Raw genomic sequence first — 20,280 nt, forward strand, 5'->3', positions numbered from 1 at the left:
AGGTGCCTAACGAGGAGAAGATGACAAACGCCCCCAATCCAGGCAACGAACCTGAATCCAATACAGGGAATAAACCAGAACAGGCTTCTACCAGGCGTTTACGGCGACGATATCGGCGTCTAGGTCTTGCTCTTGGTGTAATTTTTCTTGCCGGACTCGGTGGCGGGATTGGCTTTGGCTGGTTTTTTGTCCAGCGGCAATTAGCGCCACTGGTGGAGAGAAACGTTGAACGGCTCCTCAATCGTCCCTTGCAGTTGGGAGAAGTGGAGAGCCTTACCTTCAATGGCTTGAATTTTGGGGCGGCTAGCATCCCAGCAACAGCAACAGACCCTGACAGAGCGACAGCAAAGGCGGTAGAAGTAGCGTTTAACCCCTTGCAATTCCTGTTGACTCGCACGCTAGAACTGGAAATCACTCTAGTTGAACCGGATGTCTACCTTGAGCAGAACAAAGAGAGACAGTGGGTTTCCACTAAGCTTCAGCCTCAAGAGAAGGGAGCAATTGATGTCAAGCTTCAGGTATTGCGATTTCGGGATGCTGATGTCGTACTGGTACCCCGGTCACAAGCGGGTAAACTTCAAGCCCCTGTAACCGTTGTCGTACCGTCTGGGGAAACTCGTTTTCTTGAAAACAATAAGTTAATCAAGTTCGAGTTAGCAGGTCAGCTAGCTCGCGGAGGAAATTTCACAATTGAGGGACAAAGCCGCCCCTCGGTTCAACAAACTAATTTAGTGGTTGCTGGGCAGAACATTGTCGCCACAGAACTCAGTCGCTTGCTTCAACTGCCACTAGTGCTTCAAGCGGGTAACCTGGATGGCAATTTGGAAGTGCGATTTGAGAAAGAGCAACCGTTGAAGTTTTTTGGAACGGCAAACCTGGAAAATATTACAGCCAGAATTCCCCAGCTTCCGAAACCTTTTACCAATACAAATGGACGGTTGCGCTTTCGAGAGACACAAGTGCGGCTGGAAAACGTTAAAACGCTTTTTGGTCAAATTCCTGCTGAAGCAAATGGGGTAGTCGATACCCAGTCAAATTACAATCTGACAGCCCGGACACAACCTGTTGCCGTGAAGCAGGTGTTGCAGACGTTTAATTTTAAAGAATTGCCAGTAACAGTATCGGGACAAGTCCAAACTGCCTTGCGAGTGACTGGGCCTCTGGCTAAACCTGTTGTTTCTGGAGAAGTCGTCACAACGAAGCCTGCTCTAGTTGACCGCGTGAATTTTCGAGCAATTAGTGCCAAATTTGGCTTCGTCGATTCCAGGTTAACGATTAGCAATCTCCGAGCCATACCAACTGTAGGAGGGGTAATAACAGGAAATGGCAGGGTACAACTGGGTGAGAAGGGGGGCGTAGTCTTCGACGTTCAGGCGGCTAATGTTCCCGGAGATGCGATCGCCAAAAACTACAATGTCAACCTACCTGTTCCAATTGGGGCAGTCTCAGCGAGAACCCAGATTTTTGGCTCCCTCGACAATCTCCAAAACCTTCGTGCTACAGGTTCAGCAAATCTCAATGTTGCTGGCGGTAGTGTCATCGCGAACAATGTACAGGTAATCGGTAAGCGCTTCAGCACCCAAGTCCGAGCCTCCGGTGTCCAGTTAGATCGTCTTGCCCAAGTCCCACTCTCGTTACAAGGTCCAGTTTCCGGTAATTTCAACCTTTCTGGCTCTCTGGATTCCTTCAGCCCTTCCACAATTCGGGGTAATGGTTCAGCGAGCTTAAATATTGCTGGAGGTAACGTTACAGCCAATAATATCCAACTCGCTAACGGGCGCTTCAGCACCAAAGTTCGAGCCTCCGGTGTGCAGTTAGAGCGTCTTGCCCAAGTTCCACCATCATTACAAGGTCCAGTTTCCGGTAATTTCAACCTTTCTGGCCCTCTGACTTCCTTCAGCCCTTCCACAATTCAGGGGAGTGGCTCAGGGAGCTTGAATATCGCGGGAGGGACTGTCACCGCCAGCAATGTCGAACTCCGCAATGGGAACTTTACCGCTCAAGTCCAAGCCGCTGGTGTGCAATTAGGGCGTCTTGCTCAAGTACCACCCGCATTGCAAACTCCCGTTTCTGGCAACTTTAATCTCTCTGGAAGTTTGACATCTTTCAGTCCGTCCACGATTCGCGGTAGTGGTTCAGGACGATTGAATATTGCCGGAGGGACTGTCACGGCAAGGAACGTGCAACTCCGTAACGGTCGTTTTACCGCCCAAGTTCAAGCCTCTGATGTGCAGTTGGGTCGTCTTGCCTCAGTACCGCCATCTTTACAAGGTGGGGTTTCTGGTAACTTCAATCTTTCTGGAAGTTTGACATCCTTCAGTCCTAGCACTATTCAAGGTAGTGGTTCAGGACGATTGCAAGTTGACGGAGGCACGATTACCGCCAACAATGTCCAACTGCGTAATGGTAATTTTGAGGTTGCAGTTGAGACATCCGATGTACCGTTGGAGCGTTTTACCCAGGTGCCGCCCTCGTTACGAGGTGGTTTAGCTTCTGGTCGCTTCAACCTCTCTGGTAGCCTCGCGTCCTTTAGTCCCAGCACGATTCAGGGTAGTGGTTCAGGACGATTACAGCTTGGTGAAGGTACGCTCACAGCGAGTAATGTACAACTACGCAATGGTCGTTTTGAAGCTGTTGTCGAATCTAGTGATGTCCAGTTATCAAGATTTTCCCAAGATTTACGAGGAAACCTCGATGGTAGACTCAATGTTTCTGGTTCCTTAGCGGCGCTTTCACCTTCTGGGATACGAGCTGATGGGCAGCTAAGTTTTAGTGAAGGTGTTGCGTTTATTGACAAACCCTTGACAACATCACTCTCGTGGAATGGTCAACAACTAACGATTCAACAGGCAAATGCTGAAGGGTTCGACGCTAGCGGTGTTGTAAGTCTCAACCCTGCAAATCCTGGAGTCCAGGCAATTCAAGCATTTAACCTCAATGTTCGCGCTACAGATTTGAATCTGCAACAGCTAGGGGAAATCCTACCTAATACAGTGGATGTAGCAGGACGAGCAGATTTTGACGGTAGCATTGCGGGTACAGTTTCTGCTCCCAATGTTAATGGAACGCTGGCACTGCGAGATTTTGTCGTTGCGGGTTTGAGGTTTGAATCCCCATTAGAAGGAAACGTGAATACAGTACCGGGGCAATCACTGAACCTCAATCTAGAAGGTGAGACTGATCAGATTCGGGTGGCGATAGCACCGAACAACCAACCCATCTCATTTTTCATCCAGCGTGGCGATGCGATCGCTAGCGGTGAGCGACAAGGGGAAGTGTTGCGGGTTAGTACACAAGATTTTCCGATCGCAATTATAAAAGAACTCGCACCTGTCCCGGCTGCGATCGCAACTCAACCCTTCTCCGGTACAGTCTCCGGCAACCTAGACGTAAACCTCAATACCTTTGCTGTTTCGTTTAATGATTTGGCGCTTACGGGTCCAATCTTTGACCCCCGTACAGGCGACGACTCCCCCGCAATCAATAGTCGTTACTTGCTTTCTGGTACAGTTGCCCGAACTGCTACGGGTCCTGTATTTCAGAACCTGCAACTCCGGGTTGAACAGGGAGAACTCGAAACCCTCTTGGCTGCTCTAGAAGTATTCAACCTTACCAATCTAAGCCCTAACTCCGACGGTACGATTGAGGCTCCCGTCGCGGTGAACTTAGAAAACGAATCTCTGCAAACACAACTGCGCCGTCTTTCAGAAATCGAAGCCCTAGCGCAACAACGTGAAGCTCAAGCAGCTACCTCCCCCTTACCAGATATTAACTTAGTGGATGGTCGCTTTAGTGGCACAGTTCAGGTTGATGGCTCTTTAGCCTCTGGCATCACCGCCCAAGTTAATATCCAGGGTGAAAACTGGGAATGGGATACTTACAACGTTGACCAGGTAAGTATTGTTGGTGAAGGCAGCTTTCAAAATGGTGTCATTACCCTGCTACCACTGCGTATCCAATCGGGAGACAGTCTAATTTCCTACGCTGGCACCATTGGTGGTGAGGCGCAATCCGGACAGCTACAGCTACGAAATATCCCCATCGACGAGTTGCAAACCGTTTTGCAAAGAACTCAGAATGTACCACCAGCACTGTCTGGCTTCACGGGTTTGTTGAATGCCACCGCTACACTTTCAGGAAGTATTAACAACCCCCAAGCCAGAGGCGAACTAAGCATCACTGATGCCACAATCAACAGAACACCTGTACAATCCGCTCAGGGTGGCTTCAGCTACGCCAATGCTCGCCTCAACTTTGGCAGCACTGTTCTGGTTTCTGGCACTGACCCCCTTAACATCAACGGTAGTATCCCGTACAAGCTGCCTTTTGCGTCTGTGAAACCAGCAGATAACCAAATAGCGCTTAACATTGATGTCCAAAATGAGGGACTCGCTTTCTTAAATCTCCTTTCCGGAGGTCAAGTGACTTGGGTTGATGGACTCGGTGATGTGCAGCTAGCCATTTCTGGAACGCTTGACCAAGATGCCAGCAGACCTCTAAACCTGGTTGCTCAAGGGTCTGCGACTGTCGAAGCTGCAACGATCGCCGCCCGTGCGCTCCCCGAACCTCTAACGAATGTTAATGGCACAGTCTTATTCAACTTTGACCGTATCCAAGTTGATAATGTGCAGGGTCAGTTTAGTGGCGGTACTGTAGCCGCAGCAGGAACGATTCCCATTTCTCAACCTGTCCCCCAAGAAAATCCCTTAACTGTCAATATTGGTGAATTGGCAATCAATCTTAAAGGACTCTACAACGGTCGTGTCCAAGGTGACGTTATTGTGACTGGCACCGCCTTAGCTCCCCAAATTGGTGGTGAAGTCAACCTCTTTGAGGGTCAGGTGCAGATAGGACAACGAGGTGCTGGCGCTGGAGGAACTGGTGCTGGGGGGGCTACAACTCCTGGCGCGGCTGGTGGTGAACAGGTTGCGAGTAATCTCACTGAGTTCAATAACTTAACGTTAAATCTGGGTGAGGGTGTTCAAATTAGGCAAGACCCAATTTTGAATTTCCTCGCTGACGGAACTCTCACGCTTAATGGACCTTTAGATGGAATTAGACCTGAAGGAATAATTCGGCTAGAACGTGGTCAGGTGAATCTCTTTACGACTCAGTTCCGGCTAGCAAGGGGCTACGAAAACACGGCTGAATTTCTTCCCAATCGAGGCCTTGACCCAGTGTTAGATGTGCGGCTGCAAGCATCGGTTGCAGAAACAACGCAACGGCGGCTTCCGACTGACCCTCTATCAGCAGAAATTAGTGATGCCCCAACGTTCGGCTATGGCAGCGCACAAACGGTACGGGTTGAAGCACGGGTGGAAGGACCAGCCAGCCAATTAGCTGATAACATCGAACTCACGAGTAGTCCCTCCCGTAGCGAGGCGGAAATTGTTGCACTCTTGGGTGGTGGTTTCGTTGATACCTTGGGTCGAGGCGATACTACACTCGGATTAGCAAACTTGGCTGGGTCAGCACTATTGAGTAATGTGCAAAACATCATTGGTGATGCTTTGGGACTCAGTGAGTTTCGCTTGTTCCCGACAATTAATACTGATGAAGATGATCGCTCTTCTAGCTTAGGACTAACGGCTGAAGCAAGTCTTGATATTAGCCGGAGTTTTTCAATTTCTGTATTAAAGGAGTTAACGACTGAGCAGCCGTTTGAGTACAATCTGCGCTATCGACTCAATGATGAGCTTCTCTTACGCGGGGGTACAAATTTCTCTGGGGATAGCAGAGCGCTTATTGAGTACGAAAGGCGATTTTAGAAAGTTGGATTGTTATTGCCTACTTTTTTAGCAATAAGCGATACGACGCATTGATTACTGCCTTTATCGGGCTTCAAGGTAGTTTTCGCCGCAATAAATTTACTGGATGATTGGGTTTTTTAAGGAGCTTTCCGCCATGATTCAAGTGCCCAAATTCTCCATCCAACCCGGATACCGTCCCCAGGCAGAGGACACCAGCGTAGAAACAGATCTACTGACGTTTCACTTGCTCCGACAGTGGTCACCGAGCGAACGATTGAGTAGTGCTGCATCGCTAACCCGTAGTGCCCGTAAGCTCTCGTTGTGTTCCTTACGCCAACAATTTGGGCACCTTTCTCCAAGCCAGTTTGCCAAAAAGATTGCTTTGGCGTGGTTGCAAGAACATTGCCCTCCGAACTCCATTCCAACTGGAGAGTCCTCTACGTGGATTCAGGATTCGGTTTCACTTGCCACCAAGCTGCATCCCATTTTTGAGGAATTAAAAATTTCCTATTACATTACTGATGGAGTAGCGGCAAGCGCTTATGGCGAACCCCGTACAACACAGGATTTAGACTTGGTACTGGCGATTTCTCCTTTGGATATTGATCGCCTCAGTGAAGCACTCACGCTATACGGTTTTTATGTTCCTGGCATTGATGACGTGAAATCGGGTCGGATGAAAACCCTACAAATTACAGACATGGAGAGTATTAGCCGTGCTGACCTGATGATATCTGGAACTGATGAGTGCGATCGCCTGAAATTTGAACGGCGACGAGTGATTGAGTTTGAAGGTACAACACTTTACTTTGCCTCCCCTGAAGATGTCATTTTGAACAAACTACGTTGGCGGCAGCATTCAGGTTCTGAAAAACAATGGCGTGATGTTCTGGGCGTACTCAAAGTACAAGCTGAAACCCTAGACTATAGATACTTACAAGAATGGGCTGAACGACTAAAGCTAACTGATGATTTGAATCTAGCTATGAAGGAAGCCGGAATTTAGAAAGGTTTGGTTGCTGGTAGCCGAGAAGCATTGGATGCAGACTTACGAGCAATCAAGTACAGTTAAATCTATGTCTATTCTTGTAGTTGAAAACCTGAGCAAAGTCTACCCGGTAGCGGTCAAGGAGCCAGGGCTCAAAGGCACATTAACCCACTTCTTTCGCCGCACTTACCGCTCAGTGAAAGCTGTGCAAGATGTTTCGTTTGAGATTGGCATGGGGGAAGTGGTTGGGTTTCTTGGTCCCAATGGGGCAGGAAAAACCACTACACTGAAAATGCTCACCGGGCTGATTCACCCCTCCAGTGGTCGCGTGAGAGTGGCAGGACACATCCCATTCCAGCGTCAAGCAGACTTTTTACAAAAGATTACCCTTGTGATGGGGCAAAAGCAGCAGTTGCTTTGGGACTTGCCAGCGCTGGACTCCCTAAAAATCAACGCGGCTGTCTATGGGATGTCCAAGAAGGAATTTCGCCATCGAGTGGGGGAACTCACAGAAATGCTTTCCCTAGAAGACAAGCTAACTCAGCCCGTGCGGAAGCTTTCTCTGGGTGAACGGATGAAAGCGGAACTTTTAGCTGCACTTCTTCACCAACCACAGGTACTGTTTCTGGATGAGCCAACTTTAGGATTGGATGTCAATGCTCAAGTTGGAGTCCGGGATTTCTTGCGGGAGTACAATCAGCGCACTGGGGCAACGATATTGTTAACCAGTCACTATATGGCTGATATTACTGCCCTTTGTCAACGAGTAATGCTGATTTACGCAGGTCAGTTGATTTACGATGGCTCACTAGATGGACTCGTCGATCGCTTTGCGCCTTATCGTGAGGTCAAGGTAGAACTAGCCAACCCCTTGCCAGAAGACAAGCTTTCTAACTTTGGGGAATTACAAGCGGTGGAAGGTCGGGAAGTACGTTTCCTAGTACGGCGTGAAGGGCTAACAAGAGTAGTGTCCCGGATTTTGGCTGAGTTAGAAGTCATTGATTTAACGGTAACTGAACCGCCTGTTGAGGAAGTGATTGGTCGCGTCTTCCGGGCTGGAGTAGCCTCATGAACCGAGTCATTACAAAAGCGAAGGCGTTCCTCTTGGTTTACTACGCCTACATGCTGGAGTATCGGGCAGAGTTATTTTTATGGGCGCTATCGGGGACTTTGCCGTTGATTCTGATGGGTGTCTGGACAAAAGCCTCAGCGCAAGGGCAATTTGGTCTGAATCCTGGGGAATTTGCACGTTACTTTCTGATCGTCTTTCTAATCCGCCAGTTTACGGTGGTTTGGGTGATTTGGGAGTTTGAAAAAGAAGTTGTGGAAGGGCGGCTTTCTCCTCGACTACTACAACCTATTGACCCCGTATGGCACCATGTCGCCTCACATCTATCGGAACGTCTTGCCCGTCTACCTTTTGCGCTGGCTCTAGTTGGTTTATTTTTCTTACTTTATCCTCAGGCAGTTTGGGTACCAAGCTTGTGGAGAGTTTTACTGTTTGTACCAGTGTTGGGGCTAGCGTTTGCCTTGCGCTTTCTGATGCAGTATACGTTTGCGATGTTTGCTTTCTGGACAGAACGAGCAAGTGCGATCGAGCAATTCTGGTTTTTGTTCTACTTGTTTCTCTCTGGCATGATTGCCCCACTAGAAGTTTTTCCGCCCTCAGTGCGTGAGGTGGCGTTGTGGACTCCTTTCCCTTATCTGATTCACTTCCCCGCTGCGCTTTTAATTGGGCTACCTGTAGATATTGTGCGGGGTTTGTTGATGATGCTGGGTTGGAGTTTACTTTGTTTCGTTGTGAACCGTTGGCTATGGCGCAAGGGATTGAAGCAGTACTCCGGAATGGGGGCTTAGGTGAGAGTAGAGGCGATCGCTTTTTTCCCACTCAGTTAAAGGAGGAAGCAGGTCAAACCTCGATTGATTTCAGCGACAAGTTTCCAACGTAGAAACTTCCCCAGACATCAGAAAGAGTCGCCACTTGCACCTCAAGAACGCAAGCAAAAATGAGTCCCTTCAGAAGACTGTTATTAACGATCTTTTCCGTTATCTTTAGAGAGCTTGCGCTCTAAGCCATGCAACTGGCAGCGTCAACAACTTCTGAGGCTTCGGCACAAAGGCTCTTTGATTAAAGACATCGTACTGGTTACGTTCGATGACATCAAGAATGCCTTGGTAAAGCATCAAAGCCGACCAGACAGGCCAACGAGAGTCCGTACTGAGTGCCCTGATACCCCGCTCGGCTTGAGTATAAAACTTACGCGCCCGTTGAATTTGGAAACGCATGAGTTCGCACCAACGATCATCAACAACTCCATCAAACAGGTCTTGCTCGGTGTAGTTAAACAAAGCAAGTTCTTCTAAGGGTAGGTAAATCCGACCCCTACGGGCATCCTCTCCAACATCCCGGAGGATATTTGTTAATTGATTGGCAATGCCGAGGGCGATCGCTTCTTCTACAGGGTCATCATCGTCTAGCTGTCGATCCCAAGGCGTTTTGCTACAAGAGTCAGCCACACCGAGAACCGCACTGGACATCAACCCCACTGTTCCCGCTACTCGGTAGCAGTAGAGATTGAGTTCCTCAAATGTCTCATAGCGACTGCGGTACAAGTCCATACGCTGACCCGCAATCATATCCCGAAAGGGTTGAATATCCATCGGGTAGCGTTCCAGCGTATCGACCAAAGCCACATCAGGGTCGTCAATAGGCTGACCAGCAAAGATCGACTCTAGCTGTTGTTCCCAACGGTCAAGTGTTTCCGGTGTTGTTAGAGGAGACTGGGGACCATCGACCAGTTCGTCAGTACGGCGACACCAGACATATATCGCCCAAATAGCTCGACGTTTCTCTTCTGGCATCAGCAGTGTGCCAAGATAAAACGTCTTGGAGTATTTTGCCGTAATTTGGCGGCAGTATTCGTAAGCATCCGACCGGGAGGCCAGCGTTCTCATGCGCGGAGAGTTAGGCAGTTGGAGCATTCGTAGCAAGCTATTAAGAGTTGCAGCTATCAGCGATTAGCTTTCAGCCCTGAGTACTGGCTGTTGGGAGTCGAGAGTTGGCAACGGTGTGCCAATGGTTGATTTCCCATTACCGTCCAGTGGTTGGGAGTTGAGCGCTGAGCGCTGAGTGTTATTTATTGCCTGCGCTGTAAGCTTACCAGAAAGTACGGCCCCCTCCATACTCGCTAAGTAGCGTTGCATGGTGTAATCGCCAGTTAGATAAAAATTGGTAATCGGTGTCTCTTGAGATGGGCGATACTGTTGACGACCTGGCGTTGCCTTATAAACAGAACGCGGAGTCTTGACTACGTGAGATTTCAGCAATTTCGCTGGGTTATCGCCACCGAAGTGATTGGGGAAAAGTTTTTCCAACTCTACCACCGTCGCCTCAACGATTTCCTCGTCAGATTTATTAATCCAATCTTTCGCTGGTGCTAAGACTAATTCCAACATCGAACGGTCAGGATTGGCATACTCCCTACAGGTGTTGCTCATGTCAGCATAGACACTAAGCAAAGGCGATCGCGAAAATAACAAATGGTCAATTTCCGTTAGCTTGCGGTCAAACCACAGGTGAACATTAATTACAGGAACACCCTCCAAGCCATCCAACTGCTTGAAGTAATCCATATTACGCCAAGGTTCCGGCAGCATCACCTTCAACGGGTCTACTGGCATTGCCGACACATAGGCATCCGCTGTCAGGACTTCATCGGCTGCCCCATTTAAACCACGAATCAAGAATCCCCGTACCGTACCATCAGAGTTCAGTAAAAATTCTTTAATCGGTGCATTCAATCGCACCTCGCCACCGCGTTCAGTAATGTAATCGACCATCGGTTGGCAAAGTCGCTCCGTCGGGGCACCATCTAAGAATGCCATCTTGGAACCGTTCTTTTCCTGGAGGAATCGGTTGAGGGCAGTCAGCACCACCGTTGCTGAAATTTCATCAGGATTGATAAAGTTCAACGCCTTGGACATCGCGATAAAAACTTCCTTCTCCACCCTTGGCGGCACATTTTGCCGCTTCAGCCACTCAGCAAAGGAGTATTTATCCATCTCCTCAACATACTTCTGCCCATGAACAATCGCTGGGATTAAACCTAAACCAAAGCGAATCTTCTCTGGCCAAGTCAGCATATCGTTGTTGCGAAGAATCGCCGTTATGCCATTGACGGGTGCAGGTAAATCAGGGAAGTCAAACCGGGAATAAGTACCAGGTTTTTCGGGTTGGTTAAAGATCATTGTGTGTTCTTTCCACTGCAACCGATCTTCAATATCCAACTCCTTGAACAGTTGCAGCATATTGGGGTAAGCCCCGAAGAAAATGTGCAACCCGGTTTCGTACCAGTCTCCGTCTTCGTCTTTCCAAGCGGCAACTTTTCCGCCTAGAACATCTCGGCGTTCTAGGACAATTGGGGTATGACCCGCGTCAGTCAGGTATTTGGCGCAGGAGAGTCCTGCTAAACCCGCTCCGGCGATCGCAACTCGCATGTGTGTTGGTACTACTCTTAATTTAGGGACTGATAGGTGTATTCTCGAACTCATTATAGTTTGCATTCTGTTACATTTTGATGCTAAACCGAATGATTCTCGTCTTTTTCCTATCTTTTAGTATCGGCTCCTCTAGCTGTAGCCTAAGTATTATCAGTCACTAGCATCGACTGGGAGAACAGTCATGAACCGAGACAGTAGCGATCAACCATCTCCCCTAGGCGAAGAAGACTTTGCCCTCGCTAGGGAACTTACAACTGTTCGGGGACAACGACAACGCTTCTATGAAAAGCTTGACAGTTCCCTCAAAGCCCTGTTTAGCCATTGTGAATGGAGAATTACCTGCTACAGTAGCGGCTTAGCCGAACTAGTAGTTATCTGCCCTAGTCTGACAATTTACAAGAGATTGCCTAAGCGATCCGAAACAATCCACAATCGCTTCCAAGAAACTGTAGACGTCAAACACACTCGCTTCCAGCTATCCTTCCCAAAATCTCTAAGGGCTTTTTATGAGCATGAAATCAGTTGGGGGGACTAAGCTATAGCAGAAAGCTGACAGCCATCAGCCATCAGCTTTTTTGTTTTCCTGAGTAGTAGCGCTGTTTCACAGCTTTTAGCTGTACGTCATTTAACAGAGATCTGCTATGTAGCGCCTCAGCTAATAGCTGAATGCTGATGGCTGACCGCTACAACGTGACAACCCTACACTACACGAAAGATAAACGGGTAGCGATAAGACTGGTTAGGATTGCCTAAAGACTGGAGGATTGCCAGAATTGGCGGTACCCAATGGAAAAGGAAAAATATTGGTATTAAGATTATCCCCAGCAATCCTAAGGTCAGGAAAACTAACGCGCCAACAATTACTTCATATACCCACACATTGAGGTGGAAATTGATAGCTTCTTTAGCGCTTTCCTTGACAACTGGGTCATCTGAAGTGAACAGTATTCCTATTGGTATCGCAATAGACAAAACCAAAGAACTAAAAAAGATTGACCCATGACTTAGCGCTGATAATAGCTTTCGCTTGTCTTGGTCGTATTCCATAAAACTGACTCCCTAATCCCATCAAAGCTTACTTAGCCTCTACCCACGACTGTATCACGCACCCTTATAAAGACAGGTCGTAAATGCCGTCCAGAATTGGGGAGGCTAACGCGAAAGAGTCAGAATCTAATTTATTAGACTTTTTAAACTAAGGGAGATCGAGGCGTGTTGCTACTGAACGGGAATCTCAATCACAAATATAATGATTCTTGAGAGTTCCCTAACTATGCTTTTTGGATGTCCACTGAAATTGAAGCTGAACTGCAAACTGCTGTTGAACATCGACGCAACTTTGCAATTATTTCCCACCCAGACGCGGGTAAGACAACGCTAACAGAAAAGCTCTTGCTCTATGGAGGTGCGATTCACGAAGCGGGTGCCGTCAAGGCACGTAAGTCCCAGCGCAAGGCGACTTCCGACTGGATGGAAATGGAGCAACAGCGGGGAATTTCAATTACCTCGACGGTGTTGCAGTTTGAATATCAGGATTGTCAAATTAATTTATTGGACACGCCTGGTCACCAAGATTTCAGTGAAGACACCTATCGTACTCTTGCCGCAGCGGATAATGCCGTGATGCTGGTTGATGCGGCGAAAGGTCTGGAGACACAAACCCGGAAGTTGTTTGAAGTCTGTCGGCTACGAAGTCTCCCGATTTTCACGTTTGTGAATAAACTTGACCGTCCGGGGCGCGAACCGTTGGAACTGCTAGATGAGATTGAGCAGGAACTAGGGTTACAGACTTATGCGGTAAACTGGCCGATTGGGATAGGCGATCGCTTTAAGGGTGTTTTTGACCGACGTAGCCAACAAATTCACCTATTTGAACGCAGTGCCCACGGTAGCCGTGAGGCAAAAGATACGGTCATAGATTTAGGTGACCCTCGGATTGAAGAACTTCTGGAGCAAGACCTCTACTACCAGCTAAAAGAAGATTTAGAACTGATTGAAGGCATTGGTCCGGAACTGGATTTAGAACTGGTGCATCAAGGCAAAATGACACCAGTATTCTTTGGCAGTGCGATGACCAACTTTGGTGTTCAACTGTTTTTGGATGCCTTTCTGAACTATGCGCTTAAACCAGAAGGTCGCCTTTCTTCGTTAGGTGAGATTCCCCCAACTTATCCAGAGTTCACTGGGTTTGTCTTCAAGTTGCAAGCCAATATGGATCCGAAGCACCGAGATAGAGTGGCTTTTGTCCGGGTTTGCACGGGTAAGTTTGAGAAAGATATGACGGTGAATCATGCTCGTACTGGTAAGATAGTACGTTTGTCAAGACCTCAAAAACTCTTTGCTCAAGACCGGGAATCGATTGATGTTGCCTATCCAGGTGATGTGATTGGTTTGAACAATCCGGGCGTTTTTGCGATCGGTGACACGATTTATAACGGCAAGAAACTAGAGTACGAAGGGATTCCCTGCTTTTCTCCAGAACTATTTGCTTATCTGAGAAATCCTAACCCGTCAAAGTTCAAGCAATTCCAAAAAGGGGTTACTGAATTGCGCGAAGAAGGGGCAGTACAGATTATGTACTCCGTAGATGAAGCGAAGCGTGACCCAATTCTCGCGGCTGTGGGGCAGTTGCAATTTGAGGTGGTGCAATTTCGCTTGCAGAATGAGTACGGTGTTGAAACTCGGCTGGAGATGCTACCTTACAGTGTTGCCCGTTGGGTAGCGGGTGGCTGGGAAGCACTGCAAAAAGTGGGACGTTTGTTTAACACGGTAACGGTGAAAGATAACTGGGGACGCCCTGTGCTGTTGTTTAAAAATGAGTGGAATTTGCAGCAGGTAGAATCTGACCATCCAGAGTTGAAGTTGAAGTCCTCAGCACCTGTGTCGGCGGGGCAGGAACCTGTGTCTTTGTGATGAGTGAAGAAGAGCGATCGCGTTTCTTATAGGAGATGCGATCGCTTGTGAACATCCCCACTACTATTTCATTTGGTTATGGTTTCTCAATTACACTCCCAAACCGAACAAGCACAGGTTATCTACCCAGACAGTGACGGGCAGCCAATGGCAAATAATACTAAACAATTTCGCTGGATTGTAGTGATTCAGCAAAATTTGGATTGGCTGTATGCAAATGACCCAAATGTGTTTGTTGCAGGGGATTTGTTTTGGTATCCAGTAGAAGGAAAGCCAAAGATTGTGAATGCCCCAGATGTGATGGTTGTGTTGGGGAGACCTAAAGGCAATCGCGGTTCCTATCAGCAGTGGAATGAGGACAATGTCGCGCCGCAAGTAGTGTTTGAAATTCTCTCTCCTGGCAATACCCAAGAAGAAATGGAGAGAAAGCTGCTGTTTTATGATCGCTACGGAGTTCAGGAGTATTACATTTACAATCCTGACAACAACCAGCTAAGGGGTTGGATACGGGCTGAAGAGGGGTTAGATACGATAGCCTCACTCTCTGACTGGATAAGTCCACAGTTGAGAATTCGCTTTGATTTGTCTGGAGAGGAGTTACAGATTTATCATCCACATGGGACGAGGTTCTTATCTTACACGGAGATTAATCAGCAGTTAGAGCAAGAACGACAACGGGTACAACAGGCAGAAGAACAGCTAGAGCAAGAACGACAACGCGCTGAGGCAGAACGACAACGTGCTGAGGCGATGGAAGATTTGTTAAGGCAGTATCGCGATCGCTTTGGTGAATTACCTGAGTAAGTGAAAGTGCGATAGCGCAAGCGCTGCTGCAAGCAGATTGCTCTTCCTTAACTCTCGTTTATCTCTGACTCTAATAACCTTTTTCCGTAAATAACTACTGCAATTGTGACGGTCTCAGCAAGTCTCTCTAGGGTGTAACTTTTAACTTACGATAGCAAGGGCGATCGCACCTTATCCAGGAAATGCGATCGCTTGCCTAATTTTTAGCTCAATTTCTGTGCGATCGCTTCAATCTCTGCAAAAATCGCTGCACAACATCATCTGGACAGTTAAAACATTCATTGGAGTCGAAACGATGAACCCAAACTCCGTGATCTAAAAAGAAGCCATCTCGTTTGTGATCTTCTGCCGCGCGAGAGGCTGGGTGAAATGGCTCTCCATCAACTTCTAAAATTCCCCAAATGCCTTCGTAGCAGACTAGAAAATCGCTTTCACGATTTCGGCGCCCTTCAGTTGTAGTGAGGCGACCTCGGCAGTTGGGGAAGAACAAAACACCAGATCGATCTAGTGCTTGGGCAATTTTCACTTCTGAAACTGAGCTAAAAGATAAATTTTGCCACATAATCTTTTTGCGCTGAATTGGGATGGTTTTGTATGTGTCGTTAGCCTGCATGAGAATTCCTCGATTTCTGTAATATCTGCTTTTCGGTGGCATATTGACCACCTGAGATAATCGTAGAAATCGTCAAGTCAGTTGTCAGTCCCTAATACTTTCCACTTCAAATGGAACAAAGTGGAAACAATATTCTACTTAGGCTTTCAACATATCAGGGCGAATGAATTCGCAGCTACACAAACAAAGTCCGCCTACGCGGGCTATGGGATAAGCTTAAATGAAAGAATTTAAGGTGCTACCCATGATATGGGATGAATTTCTCAAGCAACTTTGTGTTGAGTGTGAGTTAAATCGCGAGCAACCTGAAACTTTTTTGGTGCGATTTGCTGATGAGAATGCCAAAAAGGATGAGCAGGAGATTGCGGCTATTCTCAAGATAAGTGTTGAAACTTATAAAAAACGTATTGGTGGCGTATATAAGAAACTTGCTAAACGTTATCCTCAGATAAAGAACATACACCATAAGTTTGAGCCACTACACTCTTTGCTCAAAAAGGAGTACAAGCAACTAGTAGAGCAAGATACTGAGGCTTTTGCTACTAATGAAATTGCTCCTCCTGATTGGCACAAAATCTGCCGCGAGATGCTGGAGTCCCAGAAACGGAGTATCAGGCGACAAGCTACGGAAATCGTCTCTGAACCATTCTATGTACAGCTAGGATTAGTCGAGCGAAAACATCAGCCCAGACGCAGTGGTGATTTATCCTTTTCTCCAGAGCAAGGTTCGGGTTTTTTCCAGCTAGATAAGGAAGAAATCATCAAAAGGTATGAGCATAATGAGTTTCTAGAGCAAGTTATTAAGCAGGGACAAAGCAAAAAGAGCCAAGGAAAACGCATTGCCATTATTGGGGAACCGGGTGCAGGAAAGACTACTCTGCTGGAGTCAATTGCCTTCTCCTCAAAAACGCCAGGTTTCCCAATTTGGATATCTCTGGGAAGCTTGGGAGAGAAAAGCTTAGAAGAATACCTCTGCCAGAATTGGCTAAAACAAGCGCTGAAAACTTCAGATGTCACGCAACAGCAGAAAGCGCTAGAAGAACTGTTTAAAAGTCGTCAAGTGTTGCTGCTGTTGGATGGGGTGGATGAGATGCCAGCACCCTCACCTGTCGAAGCTTTAGCCAAAATCAGGGAAGAACTCACAGGTTGGGTTGCTGATGCACAGGTGGTGCTGACTTGTCGCATCAATGTCTGGGATGCCAGTATTAATGCTCTACAGGGTTTTGATACTTATCGCACCTTGGAGTTTAGCTATGGAGATGGCAACAAATGCGAGCAGGTGAGACAGTTTATCTGCCAGTGGTTCTCCAAAGCTGGAAAACCAGAACTAGGGGAACCGTTACGGGAAAAGCTAGATGAAGACAGATATCAGCGCATCCGAGATTTAGTCAAAAATCCCCTGCGATTATCATTGCTGTGTCAAAGCTGGTATTTCCGCCAAGGGGATTTACCGAAAACTAAAGCTGCGCTGTACGAGCAATTTACACGAGCTTTCTATGACTGGAAGGAAGAACAATTTCCCACAACTCCGACACAACGGAAGGAGTTAAACGCTGCACTAGGACTGTTGGCACGAGAGGCAATTGACAAGGAAAAATCCCGGTTTGGGATACGGAGGGATTTTGCTCTTGATCTCATGGGAGAATACCTATTTAACTTAGCTACTGAAAAGCTGAATTGGCTGGTTCATGTCTACAATGATGCAGACACAGGTCAACCTGTCTACGCTTTCTTTCATCCGACCTTTCAGGAATATTTCGCAGCTTGTGCGATTTCAGATTGGGACTATTTTCTAAAGCACGCTTCCCAAAACCCAACGCAAGGTACTTACCGAATTTTTGATCGGCAGTGGAAAGAGGTAATTTTGCTATGGTTGGGGCGGGATGATGTGCTAAAGCCTCACAAAGAGGACTTTATCGCGACTTTAGTACATTTTGAAGATGAGTGTTGGGATTTTTACTGGTATAGAGCTTTTTTCTTGGCAGCAGTTGGAATCGCTGAGTTTAGAGACTGTATCGGTGCTGATTGGATTGTGGCAAACCTTGTCGAGTATGCCACAGAACATGATCCACCCACAGGAGTTGATAGGGTTGTTAATCCAGCAATCTGGACAACTTTACTAGAAACCGATCACACGAGAGCTATCAATGTTTTGATTGACAAGCTATACAGCGATTTTTTGGATGAAGATACCCGTTGGAAAGTCTTTAACAGCTTAATGCAAATCGGCACTGGTAACTCAAAAGTTATTGCTGCCTTGACTAAGTTGATGGATACTAGTTTTGACGATCAAGAACTTCCACTGGAAGCGGCGTTTTTCTTAGGTAAAATTGACCCTGATAAACAGGCGGCTATTAACTTTCTAGAGCAGCAGTTATGGAACACAGATCTACCTGATTGGGTTCGTCATAAAGCTGCTTATTTATTAGGAGAAATTGATGGTTCCAACGAAGAGGCGATTAAATTTTTAACGGAGTTAATCGAGCGAAATAAAAGCTTAGATCTTGATGCTGCCTCTACCTTGGGAAAAATCGCTCCGGGAAATCCGAAGGCTATTGCAACCCTGACTGAGTTGCTAAAAACTGAGCGAGGTGAGCGCTTTCTTAATATTGCTCTAATAGCCGCCTGTAATTTGCTAGAGATTGACCTAGAAAATCTAAACGCAATTAGGGTTTTAAGGGAATTTATCAACCCTAGCCAGAAGGCGTGGGAGCGTTTGCAAGCAGCATCTGCCTTGGGAAAAACTAAACAAGGTAAGAAGGAAGCTATTAAGGTTCTGTGTGAATTAATGCATGAAGCCGTAGAAATAGCCCAAGACATACAACTTTCCAAAGCAGTAATTTCTAGCTTGAACCAAATTGATAGACGTATCTTGGCACCTTCCCCAGGCTGGGTTCAGAGTACTTTCTCAGGCGAAGACAATTTGGAATATGTAGCAGCTCAACTTGCATTTTGTAAATCCTGTTTGAGTCATGAAATTGGTATTAATGTCCGAGATAGTAACTATGAACTCATATGGTATTTGGCACAAAGCACGGCTTACCCAATCTTCTATCGAGCTTGGCACGGTGAACTTTTCCCAGGTCAAGCCCTAGAAAATCAAATCATCGATATTCCTTCTCAACTGCAACCCATTGACAAAACCTTTCCCATCGCCATCGACACTCAATCTCTAAAACCTGAAACAAACACAAGTGCGATCGCGCAAAAACTCTGCACAAAGATTTACGGCAAAGTAGGTTATTCTGAGATTCCCACAGTCAGCGATGCGGCTCAACTTCAGCAGTACATTCCCCGTATCCAAGAAAAGTTACAGAAGCAAAACTTAGCCTTGATTCTGCATGGCTGCGAACCCAATGAATATCTGCTCAACTTCTGCTACAGTCTGGCAGATGAAGACATACGGCTTTACATCGGTTTGATTACCAGCCAACCTATAGAACAACCCCTGAAAAACCTTTCTACCTAATCAAGACAATCTCCTCAGTGCGATTCAAAGCTGGATTAATGAGATCGGTTGAGGTAAAGCGCGATCTGCGCTTCGCAGCAGCGCTTCGCTATCGCACCTTCCCAACCCTACAGCGCCAGAAAAGCGCGATCGCCTTTTCTAGTAAGCTGCTACGCAGCTAAATTTAATAAACAGCATTACCTTTGTTTTTAATTTTGCGTTCCCATTTAATAACAAGACCTCCTTCATTTAACAATTTGTTTAACAACTCTTCTAGCTGTTCTACTGACTCAAACAGCCTATGAGCTATATATTCTTTGGCTGAATGCCAAACCAATTCAATTAAATTGTAATCTGGACTATATGGCGGCAGAAACTCCAAGATTATATTGGGCATTTCCGCTTCAATTTTTTCGAGAATATCTTTTTTCTTATGGAAGCTAGCGTTATCGAGAATAATGACTATTTTTGCTGAACATTCTTTGAAGTCCTCAATTTTATTTCCTTGCTCTATCCATTCTTTTAGAAGAGAATCATTTAACAGCTTAATTTGTTCGTAAAAAACATCGGCATTTCCTTTCTTAATGACAAAATTTATTCTCTTTTTATCGTGGTAGCGCAAGCCACCCATAATATTTACTCTTCCTTTCCTTCTTTGTCCTGTTACTTTTTTTCTGTGACCAATATTCCCCCATGTTTTTCTTCTTATCACCCTTAAACTAAATCCGCTTTCGTCCCAAAACCATACCTGTAGACGTTCTGGATTAGCTTGAGTTATTCTTAAATATTCAGATAATTTTTCTTTAAATATCTGACGTTTCTCAGGATTTTGTTTGTCCTCTAGGCTGTATTTAGCCCAGAGGTAAACGTACTTTTTTCTTTCTAATCTCCTCCTAACTTGAGAGCCACTTAACTTAATTCCTGTTGCTTGTTCGAGATGTGTTGCTAATCTTGCTGCTGTCCATCTCCCAAATTCATATCCATATTCTTCTGGCTCTTTTTCAATTGTTTTTAATAACAATCTCTCGTATTCTTCTGTGACTTTATGAAAGTTCCCTTCTCTTCTTCCATCTAAAAAACTTTCCAAATTATCCGGGTCGCCGTGAACTGCCCAGTAAGCTACTGTTGGATATGCAATATTTAAAAAATTAGGTTCTTCAGTACTTAGTATGCTAAATATATAGCGAAACAAGAAAAGAAGAGATAAATTTAGTGTATCTAAGAGTGAGCAAACCCTGACTGACATTGACAGATGAGGCGCATT

The 20,280-nt window shown here is 46.4% G+C and carries 14 protein-coding genes; 9 read left to right on the top strand and 5 right to left on the bottom strand.

The window, feature by feature from the left end:
• Positions 1–20 precede the first annotated feature (20 nt).
• From H6F98_RS05420 to H6F98_RS05435, 4 genes are all read left to right on the top strand, one after another.
• Positions 21–5,768 (top strand): translocation/assembly module TamB domain-containing protein, encoded by a 5,748-nt coding sequence (locus tag H6F98_RS05420; protein WP_192217652.1) that lies wholly within the window; start codon positions 21–23, stop codon positions 5,766–5,768.
• A 136-nt stretch (positions 5,769–5,904) separates the two neighbouring features.
• Positions 5,905–6,756 (top strand): hypothetical protein, encoded by an 852-nt coding sequence (locus H6F98_RS05425; RefSeq protein WP_192217653.1) that lies wholly within the window; start codon positions 5,905–5,907, stop codon positions 6,754–6,756.
• A gap of 70 nt (positions 6,757–6,826) precedes the next feature.
• Positions 6,827–7,810 carry an ATP-binding cassette domain-containing protein gene (locus tag H6F98_RS05430; RefSeq protein ID WP_192217654.1) on the top strand — a complete coding sequence of 328 codons (984 nt, stop codon included), beginning with the start codon at positions 6,827–6,829 and terminating at the stop codon, positions 7,808–7,810.
• Positions 7,807–8,595: an ABC-2 family transporter protein gene (locus tag H6F98_RS05435; RefSeq protein ID WP_192217655.1), complete on the top strand. Its 789-nt coding sequence runs from the start codon at positions 7,807–7,809 to the stop codon at positions 8,593–8,595. Before H6F98_RS05430 ends, H6F98_RS05435 begins: the two co-directional genes overlap by 4 nt.
• A 195-nt stretch (positions 8,596–8,790) precedes the next feature.
• Here the strand turns inward: H6F98_RS05435 and crtB are convergent, their stop codons facing one another.
• Both crtB and pds read right to left on the bottom strand, forming a co-directional pair.
• The gene (gene crtB, locus H6F98_RS05440; RefSeq protein ID WP_192217656.1) at positions 8,791–9,720 is read right to left on the bottom strand and encodes a 15-cis-phytoene synthase CrtB; all 930 of its coding nucleotides are present in this window, start codon (positions 9,718–9,720) and stop codon (positions 8,791–8,793) included.
• Positions 9,721–9,756: 36 nt separating this feature from the next.
• A complete protein-coding gene (gene pds, locus H6F98_RS05445; RefSeq protein WP_192217665.1) occupies positions 9,757–11,235 on the bottom strand; it encodes a 15-cis-phytoene desaturase in 1,479 nt (492 codons plus the stop codon).
• Between the two features lie 184 nt (positions 11,236–11,419).
• On the opposite strand from pds, the gene H6F98_RS05450 reads away from it, so the two are divergent.
• The gene (locus H6F98_RS05450; protein ID WP_192217657.1) at positions 11,420–11,773 is read left to right on the top strand and encodes a hypothetical protein; all 354 of its coding nucleotides are present in this window, start codon (positions 11,420–11,422) and stop codon (positions 11,771–11,773) included.
• A 164-nt stretch (positions 11,774–11,937) separates the two neighbouring features.
• On the opposite strand, the gene H6F98_RS05455 is transcribed toward H6F98_RS05450, so the two are convergent.
• Positions 11,938–12,285 (bottom strand): DUF4870 domain-containing protein, encoded by a 348-nt coding sequence (locus H6F98_RS05455; RefSeq protein WP_192217658.1) that lies wholly within the window; start codon positions 12,283–12,285, stop codon positions 11,938–11,940.
• A 237-nt stretch (positions 12,286–12,522) separates the two neighbouring features.
• Here H6F98_RS05455 and prfC point away from each other — a divergent pair, with 237 nt between their 5' ends.
• Positions 12,523–14,151: a peptide chain release factor 3 gene (prfC, locus tag H6F98_RS05460; protein ID WP_192217659.1), complete on the top strand. Its 1,629-nt coding sequence runs from the start codon at positions 12,523–12,525 to the stop codon at positions 14,149–14,151.
• A gap of 78 nt (positions 14,152–14,229) precedes the next feature.
• A complete protein-coding gene (locus H6F98_RS05465) occupies positions 14,230–14,955 on the top strand; it encodes a Uma2 family endonuclease (RefSeq protein WP_192217660.1) in 726 nt (241 codons plus the stop codon).
• 208 nt (positions 14,956–15,163) lie between these two features.
• On the opposite strand, the gene H6F98_RS05470 is transcribed toward H6F98_RS05465, so the two are convergent.
• Positions 15,164–15,568, bottom strand: a complete 405-nt coding sequence (locus H6F98_RS05470; protein ID WP_192217661.1) for a hypothetical protein — start codon at positions 15,566–15,568, stop codon at positions 15,164–15,166.
• 220 nt (positions 15,569–15,788) lie between these two features.
• Here H6F98_RS05470 and H6F98_RS05475 point away from each other — a divergent pair, with 220 nt between their 5' ends.
• A complete protein-coding gene (locus H6F98_RS05475; protein ID WP_192217662.1) occupies positions 15,789–19,037 on the top strand; it encodes a HEAT repeat domain-containing protein in 3,249 nt (1,082 codons plus the stop codon).
• A gap of 38 nt (positions 19,038–19,075) precedes the next feature.
• Positions 19,076–19,198, top strand: a complete 123-nt coding sequence (locus H6F98_RS33945; RefSeq protein WP_277927520.1) for a hypothetical protein — start codon at positions 19,076–19,078, stop codon at positions 19,196–19,198.
• Positions 19,199–19,200: 2 nt separating this feature from the next.
• Here the strand turns inward: H6F98_RS33945 and H6F98_RS05480 are convergent, their stop codons facing one another.
• Positions 19,201–20,262, bottom strand: a complete 1,062-nt coding sequence (locus H6F98_RS05480) for an IS630 family transposase (RefSeq protein ID WP_242058386.1) — start codon at positions 20,260–20,262, stop codon at positions 19,201–19,203.
• Positions 20,263–20,280: the final 18 nt, after the last annotated feature.

This window comes from Microcoleus sp. FACHB-SPT15 (genome assembly GCF_014849525.1).
Taxonomy (GTDB): domain Bacteria; phylum Cyanobacteriota; class Cyanobacteriia; order Cyanobacteriales; family Coleofasciculaceae; genus Symplocastrum; species Symplocastrum torsivum.